The organism is Aquirufa echingensis (assembly GCF_042714525.1).
Taxonomy (GTDB): domain Bacteria; phylum Bacteroidota; class Bacteroidia; order Cytophagales; family Spirosomataceae; genus Aquirufa; species Aquirufa echingensis.
In genome coordinates, this window is the sequence record NZ_JBBKYA010000003.1 from 27,408 (window position 1) to 43,929 (window position 16,522).

A 16,522-nucleotide genomic window follows, 5' to 3' on the forward strand; every position below is an offset into this window, starting at 1 on the left:
TACCTCTAAAAAGGGCTATTCAACGGATCAAAATCCTGCTCTGGAGGTAAATTCATCTTACTTCCTTTAAATACAGCATCTCCTCCCCCCTGTTCAAAATTGGATGTTTGATCACCTAGATTGCTTAAGTTAAAGCTTTCGCCTCCCTCAGCACCTCCAAACGGTTGGAAATCCAAATCGCAATATTTCGTGAATTTACCGATGAACTTCAACCAAACGCTGTCCAAAGAACCGGAACGGTTTTTGGCCATAATAATCTCTCCCATTCCCGCTAAGGAATTTCCATTTTCGTCAGCTGTAATTTGGTAGTACTCTGGTCGGTAAATGAACATAACCTGATCGGCATCTTGCTCAATGGCTCCCGATTCACGAAGGTCAGATAACTGAGGTTTCTTGTTACCTCCACGTGTTTCCGTCGAACGGTTCAATTGCGAAAGTGCAATTACCGGTACATCAAGTTCTTTCGCTAATTGTTTTAAGGCACGTGAGATTTGCGCAATTTCTTGTTCACGATTACCACTAGCACCCTTGCCACCGTTATCTCCGGTCATCAACTGCAAGTAATCAATGACAATTAATTTAATGTCTTTTTGGGCTTTTAAACGTCGGCATTTCGCACGAAGTTCAAGAATTGATAAGGCTGGTGTATCATCAACGAAGATCGGAGCCTCATATAATCGCTTGATTTTCGTATGTAATTGTTGCCACTCATGTGGTTCTAATTTTCCTTTACGAATTTTTTCTGCTTCAATTTCTGCTTCAGCTGAAATGATACGATTGACCAATTGCACAGCACTCATCTCTAGCGAGAATAAAGCAACTGCATGGCCCCACTCTACGGCTGCGTTCCGACAAGCCGAAACGACAAAGGCCGTTTTACCCATACCTGGTCGAGCCGCAATGATGATTAATTCTTGTTTTTGCCAACCGGATGTCAAGCGATCCAAATCTGTAAAGCCGGATGGAATACCTGTCATACCACTTTTTTGTTGTTGCTTCTCCTCTAATTCCGCAACGGCTTTTAAGAGGATGTCCGACATGCTCTCATAGTTCTTACGAATATTGGATTCAGCAATGGTAAATAACTCCTGTTCCATACGGTCCAAAATTTGGAACACGTCCGTCGTATCTTCATACGATAAACGTTGGATTTCCGAGGAAACATGAATCAATTGGCGTTTAATGTATTGCTCAATAATGATACGCGCATGAAATTCAACGTTTGAAGTTGAACTAACTCGCGATGTTAATTGAGCTAAGTAAGCAGTTCCTCCTGCTTTTTCTAAATCTCCTGTAGATTTTAAATGGTTGTTAACCGTTAATAAGTCAACCGGTTGGGATTGCTGGAAAAGCGCCTGAATGGCACCGAAAATTTTGGTATGTGCTTCTTTGTAAAAACTATCCGGTTTAAGCAATTCGATCACATTCGCCAAAGGCTCTTTTTCAAGCATCAATGCACCTAACAAAGCTTCCTCTAAATCAACCGCTTGCGGAGGTAATTTGCCTAAACCTAAATCACTTAGCCGTTGTGGCATATTTGACCGATTTGAGCTATTAATCCCTTGTTTGCCCTTGTTGAAAGTTTGCGATGTGTTATTCGAATCCATAAGTACAATTTTACAATTTTTTATCAAAAATATCACCTTGTTGGTGAGATAAAATTTCAATCTTTCTCTATTTTAGTACTTTATTTCCACATTAAAATCTTGCCTACTTGTTAGAGAAAATTATTTCCTTGTCGGACATCTCCCTAATCGAATTTTTAGGGGTTTCAAATTCCAATTTTCAGCTTTTGACAGAAGCTTTTCCACAAACTAAAATCATAGCACGTGGCGATCAATTAATCATTCGTGGTTCTGATGATCAAATGGCCTTGGTCGAGGCGATTGTTAATCAATGTATTCAACATTTGAATAAGCACAATGCTTTTACGGCCGTTCACATGAAGGCCTACATTGAGTCTATTTTGAATCCTACGGGGGAAGAAATAGAGACTCCATGGGTAGAAGACAAAGATGTGCTTTTGTTCGGAAATAAAGGGATTGTGATTAAGGCTAAAACGCCAAACCAACGTAAGCTGGTTGATGCTGCTGCTAGCAATGATATCGTTTTTGCGATTGGACCTGCGGGAACGGGTAAAACATACACGGCAGTTGCGCTAGCAGTTAAGGCCTTGAAAAACAAGGAAGTAAAGAAAATTATTATAACCAGACCTGCAGTAGAGGCCGGAGAAAATTTAGGTTTTTTGCCAGGGGATTTAAAAGAAAAAATTGACCCCTATTTAAGGCCAATTTATGATGCTTTGGATGATATGATTCCGGCTGAAAAATTGAAGTTCTATTTAGAAAATCGGACGATTGAAATTGCTCCATTGGCTTATATGCGCGGAAGGACGTTAAATAAGGCATTTATTCTATTGGATGAGGCGCAAAATACAACTTCTATGCAAATGAAGATGTTTTTAACGCGGATGGGCATTCAATCGAAAACGATTATTACAGGCGATAAATCGCAAGTGGATTTACCCAAAAATCAAACGTCTGGTTTGGGTGAAGCGGAACGTATTTTAGGAGGTATTAATGGTATCGCTTTTGTTGAGTTGGACGGTTCAGATGTCGTTCGTCACCGTTTGGTTCGCAAAATCATTGAAGCTTATGGAAAGCAAGACAAGTAAAATCATTCAGGCTGATTCAGATGCGCTCATCGCAGCGGTATTTGATATACGAACAGAAGTATTTGTTCATGAACAAAAATGCTTGCCTTCCGAAGAATTTGATGAATTGGATGCGCAAGCAATTCATTTTTTATTGTTTGACAATGAGCGTCCTGTTTCCACCGGACGTATACGTAAAACGAATAAAGGAATTAAAATTGAACGCATAGCTACATTACAGCAATATCGAGGGAAAGGTTTTGCGAGTGAAATGATCCGACATTTAATTCAAGAAGCTCAGCAACGCTATCCGGAGCAAACATATTTCTATTTACATGCGCAGGTGGACGTAATGCCTTTGTATCGTTCCTTAGGTTTTGAGCCTTATGGCGGAACTTTTATCGAAGCAGATATTGTTCATCAAGCCATGGAACTTCAATTAAACTAAAATCAAATGGCTATTAAAGCGATTGAGGCAATATATCCTCCTGGCCCCGCACATTTTGTTGGGGATGGTTTCCGAGTACATAATTTTATACCGAGTCGGCATGGTTTAGACATGTATCGCATGACTCCTTTTATCATGATGGATTATGGTGCCAAATTTCATTTTCCTCCATCCGATTCATTGAAAGGTGTAGGTGTACACCCGCACAGAGGTTTTGAGACGGTTACTATTGCCTATAAAGGCCGCGTGGCGCATCATGATAGTGCCGGAGGTGGCGGTATCATAGGTGAAGGTGATGTCCAATGGATGACAGCAGCATCTGGTGTATTACACAAAGAATACCACGAAGAGTCCTTCAGTAAAACAGGCGGTGATTTTCAGATGGTTCAATTGTGGGTAAATTTACCTGCCAAAGATAAAATGTCGGCACCCAAATACCAGGCAATTGAAAATGCGAGCATTCCTAAAGTGCCTGTTGAAAATGGCTATGTGGAAGTCATTGCAGGTGAATTTCAAGGTACTAAAGGCAAAGCTTCAACTTTCACTCCGGTGCATCTATTTAACGCACATTTGCAATCAGGAGCTAAGGCAGAATTTTCGTTCCCTGCAGCTTATAAAACTTGTTTAATCGTTGTAGAAGGAGAAATTCGAATCAATGATGCTGATGAACTTGTGCCTGTAGATCATTTTGTGCTCTTCGAAAATGAAGGTGAAACCTTTCACATCGAAGCAACTGAGCATTCTAAAATTTTAATCTTGAGCGGCGAACCTATTCGTGAACCGATTGCTTCACATGGTCCATTTGTGATGAATACCCGACAAGAAATCATGCAAGCTTTTCATGATTTTGAGGCAGGGAAATTTGGAACACTTACCTAAGAGGTAAGAATTAAGAGTTAAGAGTTAAGAGTTAAGAGTGAAGAGTGAAGAGTGAAGAGTGAAGAGTGAATAGGAAATTTAAGTTTTAATATAATTTCAATAGCATAAAAAAGAGGTAAAAGATTGGCTGTCAATCAACCAAACTCTTACCTCTTACCTCTTAATTCTTACCTCTAACCTCTTAAAAAGGTAAATCATCACCACTCTCCGCCGCTAATGGAGGAAAGTTGTTCGCAGGAGCTGCAGTAGCTGGTGCTGATGCTGGAGCTGAAGGAGCCCAACCCGCATTGTCTTGTGCCGGTGCTGGCGCAGATGCACCAGAACGATCTAAACGATAAGCACGGATTTCCGTGTACCAACGCTCATTATATTCTCTTGATTCCACATTGAATTGCACTTTCACGATTTCACCTTCTTGAATAGGTGCTAAATCTTGGGTTTTATCGCCCCAAACCGACATGCAAACCTTTTTAGGATATTGATCTTGTGTCTCTAAAACAAACTCTTGTTTAATCCAGTTTGTTCCGTTTCTGCCTGTTCCCGTAACCTCAGACATTTTCTTAATAAGTTTTCCGCTTAGTTCTAAAGCCATTACTTGATAATTTTGATATGATTGAATTGTTGGCAAGTAAGTAAATATTTGGTAATTTTACTAACCGTTTTTGGCGATGTGGTGAAATTGGTAGACACGCTACTTTGAGGTGGTAGTGCCGTTTTAGGTATGGGAGTTCGAATCTCCCCATCGTCACGAAATTTTTTGTTTAATCTGTAAATCATGTTGAAGATGAAGCCTTACAGTGTATTACTTTATTATAACTATACTCCTATTCCTAATCCCGAGGAGTATCGTGTCAAACACCACCTTTTTTGTATTGAGAACAATTTGCTCGGCCGTATTATCGTGGCCGCAGAGGGTTTAAATGGAACGGTTTCTGGGCTGAAAGCCGACTGTGATGCTTACATGTCTTGGTTAGAACAGGATCCCATTTTTGTGGGTACCGATTTTGATTTCAAAATCGAATCGTCTGATGTGCATACATTTAATAAGCTTCACGTACGTGTGAAAGCTGAAATTGTGCACTCCGACCTGCCGGTTGATCCCCGTGTGAAAACAGGTAAACATCTGAAGCCAAAAGAATTCAAGGAGATGTTGAAAAACGATCCTGATGTCGTTTTGGTAGATATGCGTTCCAACTATGAGCATGAACTTGGTAAGTTCAAAGGTGCTTATACCTTTGATATGGAGAACTTACGTGATTTGCCGAACCACGTGCAAGAAATCGAACACCTGAAAGGTAAAAAGGTCATCACCTATTGTACGGGTGGTATCAAATGTGAAAAGGCTTCTGCCTATTTATTGGATCAAGGATTTGAAAATGTATATCAATTGCACGGTGGAATCATCAAATATGGTCTAGAAGAAGGCGGTGAGGATTTCGACGGATCGTGTTATGTTTTTGATAATCGCGTGGCAACTCCGGTGAATTCAGTCAATCCTGAAGTAATTTCTACATGTCATGTGTGTAATGAACGCTCAGATCACATGGTCAATTGTGCTAATCCAGAATGCAATGAGCATTTAGCGATATGCCCAACTTGCCTAAAGGAAATGGAAGGAGCTTGTTCAAAGGAATGCAAAGAACATCCACGCAAACGTCCCTACAACGAAAAAGGATATTATTCTAAGAACTCGGTGGGTTATTCGCCGGAACTGGGTTTTAAATCCTTTGGCAGAAATGAAAAAATCGAAAAGAAAAAAATGGCTCAATCTTGAGCCATTTTCTTTTTCTGAATATGATATTCTTGAATCAAAGGAGGATTTTCAGGGCTAAGCGTGAAATAGATTTCGAGCGAACCATGCGTTCCTTCTACCTCAAATGTCCCTCTCAAATTGTTTTCTGGTACGATTTCATGCACTTTCTTAATTGCCCCAATTTCCTTAAACAAAGGCTCAGCTTCCATTCTCAACATATCAGGGAAGTAATCAAGAAAGAAGTTTTCTGCAAAGATGCCAGATTGAGATGCATTTCTCCATTCAGGTAATAGACGCATTAACTCGGCCTGTCTTTGTTTTAAAATCGCTGATGCCGCTAAAGGACGCGGTTTAATGTGTGTTGAGGCAAAGAGCGAGTCCATTACTTTCAAATTAATAAAACTCGTAGGCGCATAAGTGACATTCGCAAATGAAATTATTCCAATTTCATAATCTGGATATATTCGCCAATTGCTACCAAAACCCGGCAATCCGCCTGAATGTCCGATCGACCTGCGTCCTAAATCATCTTTCAAAAAGCTTAAGCCATAACCATAAGCAAGATATGCAGGAGCTTTTCTTCCATTAGGGTAATTATATTTTGGAATAAAACTATTCATATTCCAAGGAAATTGCATTTCACGTAAGGAACTTCGTTTCAAGGGTTCTTTGTCTATCCCATCACGTTCTGGCCATGCACTTTGGTGTAAAGCCACATACTTACTGAAATCTGCCAAGGTCGTAATCAATCCTCCCATGGCACCATAGGCTCCATCATGTTCCATGGGTTGTTTAACCCAATTCCCAGAAAGCCATCGATACCCATGAGCTAATTTCTTTGCCGGAATATCTGAATATTCCCAATAGGTATTATACATGCCCAAAGGTTTGAAAATTCGCTCGGTAATATACTTTTGATAAGACATACCACTGACCTTTTTGATGATGAGGCCTAGCATAGCAAATCCCATATTGCTGTATTCGTAACCTACACCTGGATTCGTGGAGAATTTTATCCCCTTTCTCAACATTTGTTCAAAGGCCTCATCCGTAATACCTAGTTGGCGGTCGCCCCAAGGATTATCTTCCGGAAATCCTGCTCCGTGGGTCAATAAGTTCCTAATGGTAATTTCAGGCGCATCTGACGTTAGGGATTTTGTTTGTGTTAATTCAGGGATATATTGTTTGACCGGATCATCTAGTCGCAATTTCCCGGCATCCCGTAATTGCAAAATGGCCATACTGGCAAAGCTTTTGGACATCGATGCAATTCGAAAATCGATTGAAGTATCAGCTAAAATAGCCGATTCAAGTTGCGCATTCCCCAACGCCTTCGAATGGATTATTTTTCCTTGATACATGATCCCATAGACCAAACCGGGCATATGTGATTGTTTTGCCTGTACCTTAAAAAGCGAGTCGACGGTAGGCAAAAAACGATTGATTTTCTCCAGATTATCTTGCGCCAAAAGGGTGCTCGAAGTAAAGAGTAGAATAATTGCGATGTATTTCATCTTTTATTTGCTGACTTCTTCCACGCGAAAACGCGTGATATCCTTAATTAATTCGATAGGCATGGGTAAATGATAAGGGAACTTAACGGCCCCTTTGGATCCTTCAAAGGCATTTAATCGTTCTTGAAAAACGACCAAGGGTTTGGGTGTGGGATAAAAACCCAAGTGATTATTCCACGCGGCAAAGTGAACCAAATTTTTCTTGTACTTAAACGTGGGCATCCCATAGGCCATCGTTTCTTCGGTTCCTTCCGGAACGACAGAACGAATTGCATCACGCACTTCGCGCAAAATTTTCTGTGTGGCTTCAGGAAATGTATTGATGTATTCTTCCATAATTTTAGGCTAATTGACGATGTCTAACGAATAGAAATAAGGGAAAAGCAAAAGCAAACCCTATTAAAACGGTGGCTGCTAAATATAGGTAAAGGTATTTCATTTTGATTCGAATACCTTCCACCAACATAAATAAAGTCCCTGCAATGGCGCCAGTCCAAAAATCGAAGGTCAAACTTTTGGCGTATGGATTTGATGTCCATGTACTTTGGATGAAATTCATGACATCGAATTGACCGTGGTTGGCTTGCATACCGATAAATACGTAGTAGGCCGTGATTGATCCACCTACGATAGAAAGGACTAAATAAAGGTAATGTGCATTTTTCATGATAGTTGCTTTATGTTGATTTGACGACCTCGTAATTCGATGGTATCACCTACCCGTTTTCCCATTAATAAAGTTCCTAGGGGTGATTCCGGTGAAATTACATAAATAGTTTCTGACGCGATCTGCATCTGCCCCATCCCAATGGCCATGTAATACGTTTCAAAATTTGTCTCGATTAAGGACCCGTGTGTAACAAAATCAGTGGATTTAAGCGGATCCAAGGCTTTTAATTTCTGTAATTGTTGTTGGGAGATGTCCACTCTGGCACTCAATTTATCCATTTCGCGCTGCATCATTTCACGTCCCGTTTCATACTTATCTCCTGCACTGCTTTTTGTATCCGAGTCCCGTGATTCTTTGGCAAGGCTCCAATCGTGTTTTGCTTGTTGAATCTGGACTACCAATTGCTCCATGAGCTTTTGATGTATTTCTTTTTTGTTACAATTCATGTGAAGGATATGAATTCGAAAATTATCGATAATTTCGCGAATGACCTATTTCTCACCCACCGACTTAATTATTAATCCAGACGGGAGTTCTTATCATTTGGCAATTCAGCCAGATCAAGTGACTGATCAGATTATATTAGTGGGAGATCCAGAACGGGTACCTAAAGTATCTCAATATTTTGATCGCGTTGATGTCAAAATCCATAAGAGGGAGTTTGTCAGTCATTTTGGGGAATTGAATGGAAATCGAATCGGTGTCATTTCTTCAGGGATTGGTGCTGATAATGTGGAAATTGTATTGAATGAATTGGATGCACTTGTCAACGTCGATTTTGAAACGCGTCTTGAAAAAGCGACAAAAAAATCACTGGAATTTATTCGGATTGGTACTTCGGGAAGCATTCAAGTAAGTATACCTGTTGATTCTTTCTTGGTTTCAGAAGCTGCGATTGGATTTGATAATTTAGCGCAGTTTTATGGTTTTACGGGTGAAAATATGTTGGAAGCAGATGCCTTGACTCTTTGGGCACAAACAATTCAATATCCTATTCCATTGTATGGAGCCAAAGCGAGTTCAAAACTTCTGAATAAATTCACTGCTATCCCATTTCATGGCTATACGCTCACAGCACCAGGTTTTTACGCCCCACAAGGCAGAACTGTTCGAATGAAATCTTTGTTACCCAATTTCTTACAGGATGTTTCCACGCAGGCATTTCAGGGGAATCTAATGACCAATATTGAAATGGAAACGGCCGCATATTATGCATTCGCTTCATCCATGGGTCATGAAATGATTTCATTGAATGCGATTTTAGCTAACCGAATCACACATGAATTTTCCCGTAATCCGGAAGGTCAAATACAAGCGCTTATTGAGTTGGCGCTAGATTCAATTGCATAACAAAATCATCCATTACATAACCGTTCCCAATGTCCAAGACCATTTCTTTGGCCCGAGTGAAACCTAGTTTTTCATAAAATTGAACCGCTGAATTGTACTTATTGACATTTAATTCAAGATTCTTCACTCCTGCCTGCAAGGCATATTGTTTAACGAATTCAATGATTTGGCTTCCCGTTCCTTTTGATTTATGATCTGGATCTAAATAGATCTTATGCAATTTCATTTGTTCGGGTTCTGTTATTTCAAATGAAAAATAGCCTAGCGGCTGATGTTCACCAACAGCCAAATAAAATTCGATATTAGAATCCATTTGTTTCTGTAGCACCTCACTTGAATACATCAAGTCCAGCATATACATGGTTTGCTCTTCAGATAGTATATGACCGTAGGTTGGGCGCCAAGCTTTTTCAGCGATTTGTTGGATCACAGGAATATCAGAAATGTCGGCTTTTCGGAATTGCATAGGCTAAATTTGTGCGTTCAAATTTGTAAATTGCTTACAAATATACAATCTATGAAGCCACTTATTTTAATTGCCAACGATGATTCTATTTCTTCCAAAGGAATTCGGGTTTTAACCGAAATTATGTCAGAAATGGGTGAAGTTGTCGTAATTGCACCCGATACACATCAGTCGGGCATGGGCCACGCCATTACCATGGGTGTTCCTTTGCGTGTAACTGAAACGCATGATTTTGGACCGAATGTGAAGTCATATAAGTGTTCAGGTACTCCGGCGGATTGTGTGAAAATAGGAAAACACTTGATTTTAAAGGATCGCAACATTGATTTAGTTGTTTCAGGAATCAACCATGGTTCTAATGCCTCCATATCCGTTTTGTATTCTGGAACGATGTCGGCTGCCATTGAAGCAGCCATGGAAGGCATTCCGGCGATTGGTTTTTCTTTGTGTGACTTTAAATCAGATGCAGATTTTAGCCATTGCCATGATTACATAATAAAGATAAGCCAACAAGTATTAGTGCATGGTTTACCCAAAGGATTGACCTTAAATGTAAACTTTCCTGCTAAATCAGATGTCGCACCTAAAGGAATTAAAGTAGTAAAACAGGCCGATGCGGTATATAGAGAGCGTTTTGCTGAACGCAAAGACCCTTATGGCCAATCTTACTATTGGATGGACGGTGATATTGAGCATTTTGATAAAGGAAATAATACAGATTTAGATGCTTTGGAGGAAAATTACGTTAGTATCGTTCCGATCAAGTACGATCTTACCGACTACGATGAATTAAAGGAGATGCAATCCTGGGACCTTTAATGCATAGGTTAATAAAGTCGTAATTGATAATACATCTTTTATTTCCCCGTTGAGTGCCATTCGGATGGCTTCTTGAACGGGGATTTTTTTAATCTGCAATTGTTCCGTGTCTTCTGGTTCTGCTTCAGTGAATTGTAAATTGGTCGCCAAAAACATGATCGCTTTTTCATCCGTCACCGAATTCGACAAATAATTTTCGCCTAATAGAGTCCATTGTGATGCAAGTAACCCCGTTTCTTCTTTCAGCTCTCGTTTCGCTGCATCTAAAGGTGATTCGTCTTGGCATCCTCCCTCTGGTAACTCCCATGAATAGGCATTAATTGTATAGCGAAATTGGCCTACAAGGTATGTATTTCCTTCAGCGTCAATAGGTAAAACAGCAATCGCCTGATTTTTGAAATGTACTTTACCATAAATCCCGGGTTCGCCATTGGGTTTAATGACATCATGATGCTCTAAACGGATCCAATCGTTTTCGTATGGCGTACTGATTTGAATTGTTTTCCAAGGGTTTGCTTCCTGTTCCATCCAACAAAAATACTATCTTTGTTAAGATTTTACGCGCATGAAACAAAGGCTTATAATTTTTTCGTTTGTATTGAGTTTGCTCATCATGGCAGCGAAGTTTTATGCCTATTACTTGAGTGGCTCCACTGCAATATTAACAGATGCCTTAGAGTCCATTATCAACGTAGTAGCAGCGGCCTTTGCTTATTATTCCGTGTATTTAGCTTCCTTGCCACGTGATTTAAACCACCCTTATGGGCATGGTAAAATTGAATTTTTTGCTTCGGGTTTAGAAGGAGTACTTATTCTATTAGCATCTGCTTATATATTTCTACATGCATCCCAACATTTAATTTCCACGCCTACATTAACGCGCTTAGATCTAGGTATGTACGTTTCCTTAGGGTCTGCTTTTTTGAATGGACTCATGGGTTTTTATTTGGTTCGTATAGGTAAATCCTCCCATTCGCCAGCATTGGTTGCAGATGGAAAACATTTGACTTTAGACGCATACAATGGACTATTAATCGTATTTGCTTTGGGATTGACTTTCTTCACGCAATGGATTTGGGTGGATGCAGTGGCATCTATCGTTTTTGCCCTGTTGATGTGTTGGCAAGGTATCCGACTGATTCGAGAATCGGTTGCGGCCTTAATGGATGAGACAAACCCCGCTGTTTTTAATAAGGTGATTGATTGGATTACCCAACACCAAAAAGCCGCGTGGATTGATCTACACAACCTTCGTATTCAACAATATGGTGGTGATTTACACATTGATTGTCATTTGACTTTGCCACGTTATTGGGATTTGAGTCGCGTACATGATGAAATACACGACTTCGAAGTGACCATGGGGCGGGTATTGCCTACGGAAATTGAGATTTTTGTACATGTAGACCCATGTTTAGATGCATGTTGTTCACATTGTGAAATAGCAGATTGCCCAATTCGTACAAAAGAATTTTCAAAGAAAATAGAATGGACTGCCAAAAACATGGCCATGAATCAAAAGCACTTTAACGAGCTTTAGGCTGGTTTTAAGCTACCCATTCCTCCATCAACGCCGATAATTTGACCGGTAATCCATGTATTCTCAGGGTCTAATAAAAAGGCAGTTAAATTGGCTACGTCGCTCGACTCTCCTACCCGACCCAATGGATGTCGCTTTCCACCCGCTTCAATCTTTTCTGGGCTATTTAGTAGGCCTGACGCCAAGGGTGTATTCGTTAAGGATGGTGCGATTGCATTCACACGAATTTGTTGGCTTGCTAATTCAGCAGCCAACGAGCGCGTTAACCCTTCAATGGCTCCTTTTGAACTTGCAATGGATGCATGAAAGCCCATACCTGTTTGAACAGCAACCGTACTGTACATGACGATTGAACCGCCTCCATTTTGTTTTAGATTGGGTAAATAGGTTTGAATGGCTTTGATGGCGCCCAAAACGTTGAGTTGGAAATCAGCTTTGAAATCCTCTTGAGTCAAACGGTGAAAAGGTTTTAAAACAATACTACCTGGACTATATACGATGCCAGCAATGGGGCCTTCAACGGTGGGTAATGCCTCATCGGAATTAGCATCCCATGTATGATTTTCACAAGAGGGATTTGCAGTACGTGCAATATTAACTACTTGATGTCCTTCCGACATAAGTTTGGCTGCTGTTGCTCTTCCAATTCCATGGCTTGCGCCCACGATGATAAAAGTTCCCACAGTTTCTTAGTTATGAAGTGAATCTAAAAACTCACGTTTAGTCGTTTCTTCTTGGAATTTACCGCCATAAAATGAGGTAATCGTTGATGTTGCATCATCTTTAACACCACGCGAAGAAACACATAAGTGTTTTGCGTCGATGAAAACCGCAACGTGCTCTGTCTTCAATACCTTTTGCAAGTATTTTGCAATTTGCATAGTTAAACGCTCTTGAACTTGAGGTCGTTTAGCGAAATATTGTACGATCCGATTTAATTTAGATAAGCCAATCACCTGACCCGAAGAAATGTATGCAATGTGCGTACGTCCCACGATAGGTACGAAGTGATGTTCGCAATTCGAATAAAAACTAATGTTTTTCTCGATTAGCATTTCATTGTAGCCAAATTTGTTTTCAAACAAGGCAATCTGAGGCTCATTGGCAGGATTTAATCCACTAAAGATTTCTTCCACGTACATTTTGGCAACACGCTTAGGCGTACCGCGAAGTGAATCATCTGTTAAGTCTAAGCCTAAGGTCAACATGATCTCACGGAAGTGGGATTCAATTTTAGCAATCTTTTCTGCATCAGAAAGAACAAAGGCATCCTCCCTCATCGGTGTTTCGATCGAGGTGGCTACGTGATTGTCTCCTATTTCTTCGTCGGTCAACAAGAAACGGTCTGTATCAATTAGCAGGGAATTCAACGAAATTTCTTTCTGTTTCATATAATTTGATTTTTAAATCTAATTCAGCGGCAATATTGGGTCTTAACTTGTTATAAATCACAATAGCAATGTTTTCTGCAGTTGGATTTAAATTAGCGAACTCAGGTACATCTAAATTTAAATTTCGATGATCAAATTTCTTACAAACTTCACGTTGTACTAAATCTGACAAAACCTTCGTATCAATGACATAACCCGTTTCTGGATTAATTGTTCCAGTTACTTGTATAATTAATTCATAATTGTGTCCGTGGTAGTTCGGATTGTTGCATAAACCGAATATTTCTTTGTTTTTTTCATCACTCCAAGCGGCATTATGTAACCGATGGGCAGCGTTGAAATGTTCTTTCCGGAATATACTTACTTTAGGTTGCTCGCTCATTTTTTTCTTAAACGTGTAAATTTACAAGAGTAATTTCATTAAATTTCAATTTCAACAACTAATAACCTATTTAATCAGACTTATGAAGCGAAGAAATTTTATCGCTAAATCACTCATCTATTCCTCCGGAGCAGCTATCTTGCCCCATTTAGGTCATGCACAATCTTTAGAACAAACGAAAGTACGATTAGGTTTCATCGGAGTCGGGCTGCGTGGAAGAAATCATTTGGAAATGGCCTTGTATCGTGACGATGTTGAAGTGGTTGCTATTTGTGATATTGATCCTCAGGCGATTCAAATAGCGCAAAAGTTGATTGCCGACAAAGGTCGCAAGCCTGCAGTTGCTTATCAGAAAGGGGATCACGACTTTGAAAATTTGGCGAAGCGTACAGACATTGATGGTGTTGTGATTGCAACGCCGTGGGAATGGCATGTGCCTATGGCTTTGGAAGTTATGAAACAAGGTAAATATGCGGGTGTAGAGGTTTCTGCAACGGTAACCTTGCAAGAATCATGGGATTTAGTCAATATGTACGAAAAAACAGGGTCGCATTGCATGATTCTGGAAAACGTATGTTACCGTCGGGATGTAATGGCAACCCTCAATATGGTTCGTCAAGGTATGTTTGGATCGCTTTCTCATGTACAATGTGGATATCAGCACGATTTACGCGAAGTGAAATTTAATGATGGCAAACAAGCCTATGGTGGTGGCGTGGAATTTGGGGAGAAAGGTTTTTCTGAGGCCAAATGGCGTACCCAACATTCCATCGATCGTAATGGAGATTTATATCCAACGCACGGTTTAGGTCCGGTTGCAGAAATGCTAAACATTAACCGAGGAAATCAATTTGCCTATTTGACTTCGATGGCTTCTCCTGCGATAGGTTTACATCAATACATCGAGGATAAAGGTGGAAAAGATCATCCGAACGCGAAGGTCAACTTCAAATGTGGAGATGTGGTCCAAACCATGATCAAGTGTCACAATGGAGAAACCATATTAATTACGCATGATACGAATTTACCTCGTCCTTATTCCTTAGGTTTCCGCGTGCAAGGAACCAAAGGTATTTGGATGGATGATAATAAATCCATTTACTTGGAAGGAGTTTCCGCAAAACCGCATCGCTGGGAGGATTTCAAACCTTACCAAGAAAAATACGACCACCCATTATGGAAAGCGCACGCTGCCGACGCAGAAAATGCGGGACATGGAGGAATTGACTATTTTGTGTTAAGAGCTTTTATCGAGTCAGTGAAGGCAAAAGTTGCACCACCGATCGATGTGTATGATGCCGCAGCCTGGTCGGCGATATCTCCACTCTCCGAAGAGTCGATTGCGAAGGGCTCCGCTCCTATTCAAATTCCAGATTTCACTCGTGGAAAATGGAAAACAAACAAACCAATTTTTGCTTTAAACGATCAATACTAAACCTATGACAAACACGAAACAATCCAATGGCCCATTAATCATGATCGGAATACTCTTTTTTGTATTCGGATTTGTGACTTGGGTCAATTCCGTTTTGATTGCTTTTTTTAAGGAGGCATTTCAATTGAATAACTTTCAATCCTTACTTGTTACATCGGCATTCTTTATTTCCTATTTCGTAATGGCAATCCCATCTTCTTGGGTTTTAGCTAAAACGGGTTTTAAAAATGGAATGTCATTCGGTCTTTTGGCCATGGCCGTGGGTACCTTATTATTCATTCCTGCAGCGAAGGCTGAAAACTATCCTTTGTTTTTATTAGGGCTTTTTGTGATTGGTACGGGTTTGGCACTTCTACAAACAGCATCGAATCCTTATGTAACCATTTTGGGGCCATCAGAATCAGCCGCGCAACGGATTTCCGTGATGGGAATTTGCAATAAAGTGGCTGGGATATTAAGCCAAGTGATTTTTGGTGGCTTATTATTGTCCTCAGCCGCTGGACCGGCCAACCTAGCAACGGTAATTATGCCTTATGGAATCATGACAGTTATTCTGGTTGCCTTAGCTTTATGGGTTCGTTTATCAAGTTTGCCTGAAGTAGAGGCTGAAGAAACAGCAGAAGAAGCCTTAGCTTCAAAGTCGAGTGTTTGGGCTTATCCGAATTTAGTGCTGGGGCTTATCGCCTTTTTCCTTTATGTGGGAGTGGAAGTAATGGCGGGTGATACGATTATCAATTACGGTGTTTCCAAAGGTTTTAGTATGGATGTAGCCAAATCATTTACAAGCTACACGCTATATGGCATGTTGGCGGGTTATGTCGTAGGAATCTTGTTTATTCCCAAGTATTTAAGCCAACAAAAAGCCTTGAATTACTCGGCTATTTTGGGGATATTATTTTCTATCGGAGCCGTTGTCTTAGACGGTTATTTATCTGTTTTATCGATCGCTTTGTTGGGACTTGCGAATGCATTGATGTGGCCAGCATTATGGCCATTAGCCATTCAGGGCCTGGGTAAATTCACGAAAATAGGTTCAGCGCTCATTATTATGATGATTTCTGGAGGAGCTTTAGTTCCGTTAGTTTATGGTTCGATAGCCGATCGTTTAGGTGATACACAGTTGGCTTATGTGATTATGATTCCTTGCTATTTATTTATCCTTTTTTATGCAACAATTGGACATAAAAAGAGTTCTTGGTAATAGAAAGATATGTTTGGAAGC

Annotated in this window: 20 protein-coding genes and 1 tRNA gene; 10 read left to right on the top strand and 11 right to left on the bottom strand. The window is 40.2% G+C overall.

Annotated elements, in window-relative coordinates:
• Positions 1 to 5: 5 nt before the first annotated feature.
• A complete protein-coding gene (dnaB, locus tag SKC38_RS05380) occupies positions 6 to 1,535 on the bottom strand; it encodes a replicative DNA helicase (protein WP_377975783.1) in 1,530 nt (509 codons plus the stop codon).
• Positions 1,536 to 1,714: 179 nt separating this feature from the next.
• Here dnaB and SKC38_RS05385 point away from each other — a divergent pair, with 179 nt between their 5' ends.
• Genes SKC38_RS05385 through SKC38_RS05395 form a run of 3 tightly spaced genes read left to right on the top strand, consistent with a single transcriptional unit; the run spans position 1,715 to position 3,980 of the window.
• Positions 1,715 to 2,674 carry a PhoH family protein gene (locus SKC38_RS05385; protein ID WP_377975785.1) on the top strand — a complete coding sequence of 320 codons (960 nt, stop codon included), beginning with the start codon at positions 1,715 to 1,717 and terminating at the stop codon, positions 2,672 to 2,674.
• Positions 2,655 to 3,101: a GNAT family N-acetyltransferase gene (locus tag SKC38_RS05390; protein WP_377975786.1), complete on the top strand. Its 447-nt coding sequence runs from the start codon at positions 2,655 to 2,657 to the stop codon at positions 3,099 to 3,101. Before SKC38_RS05385 ends, SKC38_RS05390 begins: the two co-directional genes overlap by 20 nt.
• A gap of 6 nt (positions 3,102 to 3,107) precedes the next feature.
• Positions 3,108 to 3,980 carry a pirin family protein gene (locus SKC38_RS05395; protein WP_377975788.1) on the top strand — a complete coding sequence of 291 codons (873 nt, stop codon included), beginning with the start codon at positions 3,108 to 3,110 and terminating at the stop codon, positions 3,978 to 3,980.
• 181 nt (positions 3,981 to 4,161) lie between these two features.
• Here SKC38_RS05395 and SKC38_RS05400 read toward each other — a convergent pair whose 3' ends face one another.
• A complete protein-coding gene (locus SKC38_RS05400; protein WP_377975790.1) occupies positions 4,162 to 4,572 on the bottom strand; it encodes a DUF3127 domain-containing protein in 411 nt (136 codons plus the stop codon).
• 72 nt (positions 4,573 to 4,644) lie between these two features.
• On the opposite strand from SKC38_RS05400, the gene SKC38_RS05405 reads away from it, so the two are divergent.
• Together SKC38_RS05405 and trhO are read left to right on the top strand one after the other, a co-directional pair.
• Positions 4,645 to 4,728, top strand: a tRNA-Leu gene (locus tag SKC38_RS05405).
• A gap of 36 nt (positions 4,729 to 4,764) precedes the next feature.
• A complete protein-coding gene (gene trhO, locus SKC38_RS05410; protein WP_377976597.1) occupies positions 4,765 to 5,754 on the top strand; it encodes an oxygen-dependent tRNA uridine(34) hydroxylase TrhO in 990 nt (329 codons plus the stop codon).
• Here trhO and SKC38_RS05415 read toward each other — a convergent pair.
• The 4 genes from SKC38_RS05415 to SKC38_RS05430 are packed head-to-tail and all read right to left on the bottom strand — an operon-like array spanning position 5,745 to position 8,363.
• Entirely contained in the window at positions 5,745 to 7,247 is a 1,503-nt protein-coding gene (locus tag SKC38_RS05415) for a serine hydrolase domain-containing protein (RefSeq protein ID WP_377975792.1), read from the bottom strand. The two genes, trhO and SKC38_RS05415, sit on opposite strands and share 10 nt — an antisense overlap.
• 3 nt (positions 7,248 to 7,250) lie before the next feature.
• Positions 7,251 to 7,583 carry an iron chaperone gene (locus tag SKC38_RS05420; RefSeq protein WP_377975793.1) on the bottom strand — a complete coding sequence of 111 codons (333 nt, stop codon included), beginning with the start codon at positions 7,581 to 7,583 and terminating at the stop codon, positions 7,251 to 7,253.
• A gap of 4 nt (positions 7,584 to 7,587) precedes the next feature.
• Positions 7,588 to 7,914: a DUF2834 domain-containing protein gene (locus SKC38_RS05425; protein WP_377975795.1), complete on the bottom strand. Its 327-nt coding sequence runs from the start codon at positions 7,912 to 7,914 to the stop codon at positions 7,588 to 7,590.
• Complete coding sequence (locus SKC38_RS05430) at positions 7,911 to 8,363, bottom strand: GreA/GreB family elongation factor (protein WP_377975797.1); 453 nt, start codon at positions 8,361 to 8,363, stop codon at positions 7,911 to 7,913. The genes SKC38_RS05425 and SKC38_RS05430 overlap by 4 nt, the downstream gene beginning before the upstream one ends.
• 40 nt (positions 8,364 to 8,403) lie before the next feature.
• Here SKC38_RS05430 and SKC38_RS05435 point away from each other — a divergent pair, with 40 nt between their 5' ends.
• A complete protein-coding gene (locus SKC38_RS05435) occupies positions 8,404 to 9,267 on the top strand; it encodes a nucleoside phosphorylase (RefSeq protein ID WP_377975799.1) in 864 nt (287 codons plus the stop codon).
• Here SKC38_RS05435 and SKC38_RS05440 read toward each other — a convergent pair.
• Complete coding sequence (locus SKC38_RS05440; RefSeq protein WP_377975801.1) at positions 9,236 to 9,733, bottom strand: GNAT family N-acetyltransferase; 498 nt, start codon at positions 9,731 to 9,733, stop codon at positions 9,236 to 9,238. The genes SKC38_RS05435 and SKC38_RS05440 overlap by 32 nt on opposite strands.
• Before the next feature lie 51 nt (positions 9,734 to 9,784).
• Between SKC38_RS05440 and surE the strand changes: the two genes are divergently transcribed.
• Positions 9,785 to 10,552: a 5'/3'-nucleotidase SurE gene (gene surE / locus SKC38_RS05445; RefSeq protein ID WP_377975803.1), complete on the top strand. Its 768-nt coding sequence runs from the start codon at positions 9,785 to 9,787 to the stop codon at positions 10,550 to 10,552.
• Here the strand turns inward: surE and SKC38_RS05450 are convergent.
• On the bottom strand, positions 10,523 to 11,080 hold the full coding sequence (locus tag SKC38_RS05450; RefSeq protein ID WP_377975804.1) for an NUDIX domain-containing protein: 558 nt from the start codon (positions 11,078 to 11,080) through the stop codon (positions 10,523 to 10,525). The two genes, surE and SKC38_RS05450, sit on opposite strands and share 30 nt — an antisense overlap.
• A 37-nt stretch (positions 11,081 to 11,117) precedes the next feature.
• Between SKC38_RS05450 and SKC38_RS05455 the strand changes: the two genes are divergently transcribed.
• The gene (locus tag SKC38_RS05455) at positions 11,118 to 12,092 is read left to right on the top strand and encodes a cation diffusion facilitator family transporter (RefSeq protein WP_377975806.1); all 975 of its coding nucleotides are present in this window, start codon (positions 11,118 to 11,120) and stop codon (positions 12,090 to 12,092) included.
• On the opposite strand, the gene SKC38_RS05460 is transcribed toward SKC38_RS05455, so the two are convergent.
• The 3 genes from SKC38_RS05460 to SKC38_RS05470 are packed head-to-tail and all read right to left on the bottom strand — an operon-like array spanning position 12,089 to position 13,865.
• Positions 12,089 to 12,775, bottom strand: coding sequence for an SDR family NAD(P)-dependent oxidoreductase (locus SKC38_RS05460; RefSeq protein WP_377975808.1), 687 nt, complete (start codon positions 12,773 to 12,775; stop codon positions 12,089 to 12,091). The two genes, SKC38_RS05455 and SKC38_RS05460, sit on opposite strands and share 4 nt — an antisense overlap.
• 6 nt (positions 12,776 to 12,781) lie before the next feature.
• Positions 12,782 to 13,483 (bottom strand): GTP cyclohydrolase I FolE, encoded by a 702-nt coding sequence (gene folE, locus SKC38_RS05465; RefSeq protein ID WP_377975810.1) that lies wholly within the window; start codon positions 13,481 to 13,483, stop codon positions 12,782 to 12,784.
• Complete coding sequence (locus SKC38_RS05470; RefSeq protein ID WP_377975812.1) at positions 13,443 to 13,865, bottom strand: 6-pyruvoyl trahydropterin synthase family protein; 423 nt, start codon at positions 13,863 to 13,865, stop codon at positions 13,443 to 13,445. The genes folE and SKC38_RS05470 overlap by 41 nt, the downstream gene beginning before the upstream one ends.
• Before the next feature lie 82 nt (positions 13,866 to 13,947).
• Here SKC38_RS05470 and SKC38_RS05475 point away from each other — a divergent pair, with 82 nt between their 5' ends.
• Together SKC38_RS05475 and SKC38_RS05480 are read left to right on the top strand one after the other, a co-directional pair.
• Positions 13,948 to 15,300: a Gfo/Idh/MocA family protein gene (locus SKC38_RS05475; protein ID WP_377975814.1), complete on the top strand. Its 1,353-nt coding sequence runs from the start codon at positions 13,948 to 13,950 to the stop codon at positions 15,298 to 15,300.
• 4 nt (positions 15,301 to 15,304) lie between these two features.
• Complete coding sequence (locus SKC38_RS05480; protein WP_377975816.1) at positions 15,305 to 16,501, top strand: sugar MFS transporter; 1,197 nt, start codon at positions 15,305 to 15,307, stop codon at positions 16,499 to 16,501.
• The last annotated feature ends 21 nt before the right edge of the window (positions 16,502 to 16,522 follow it).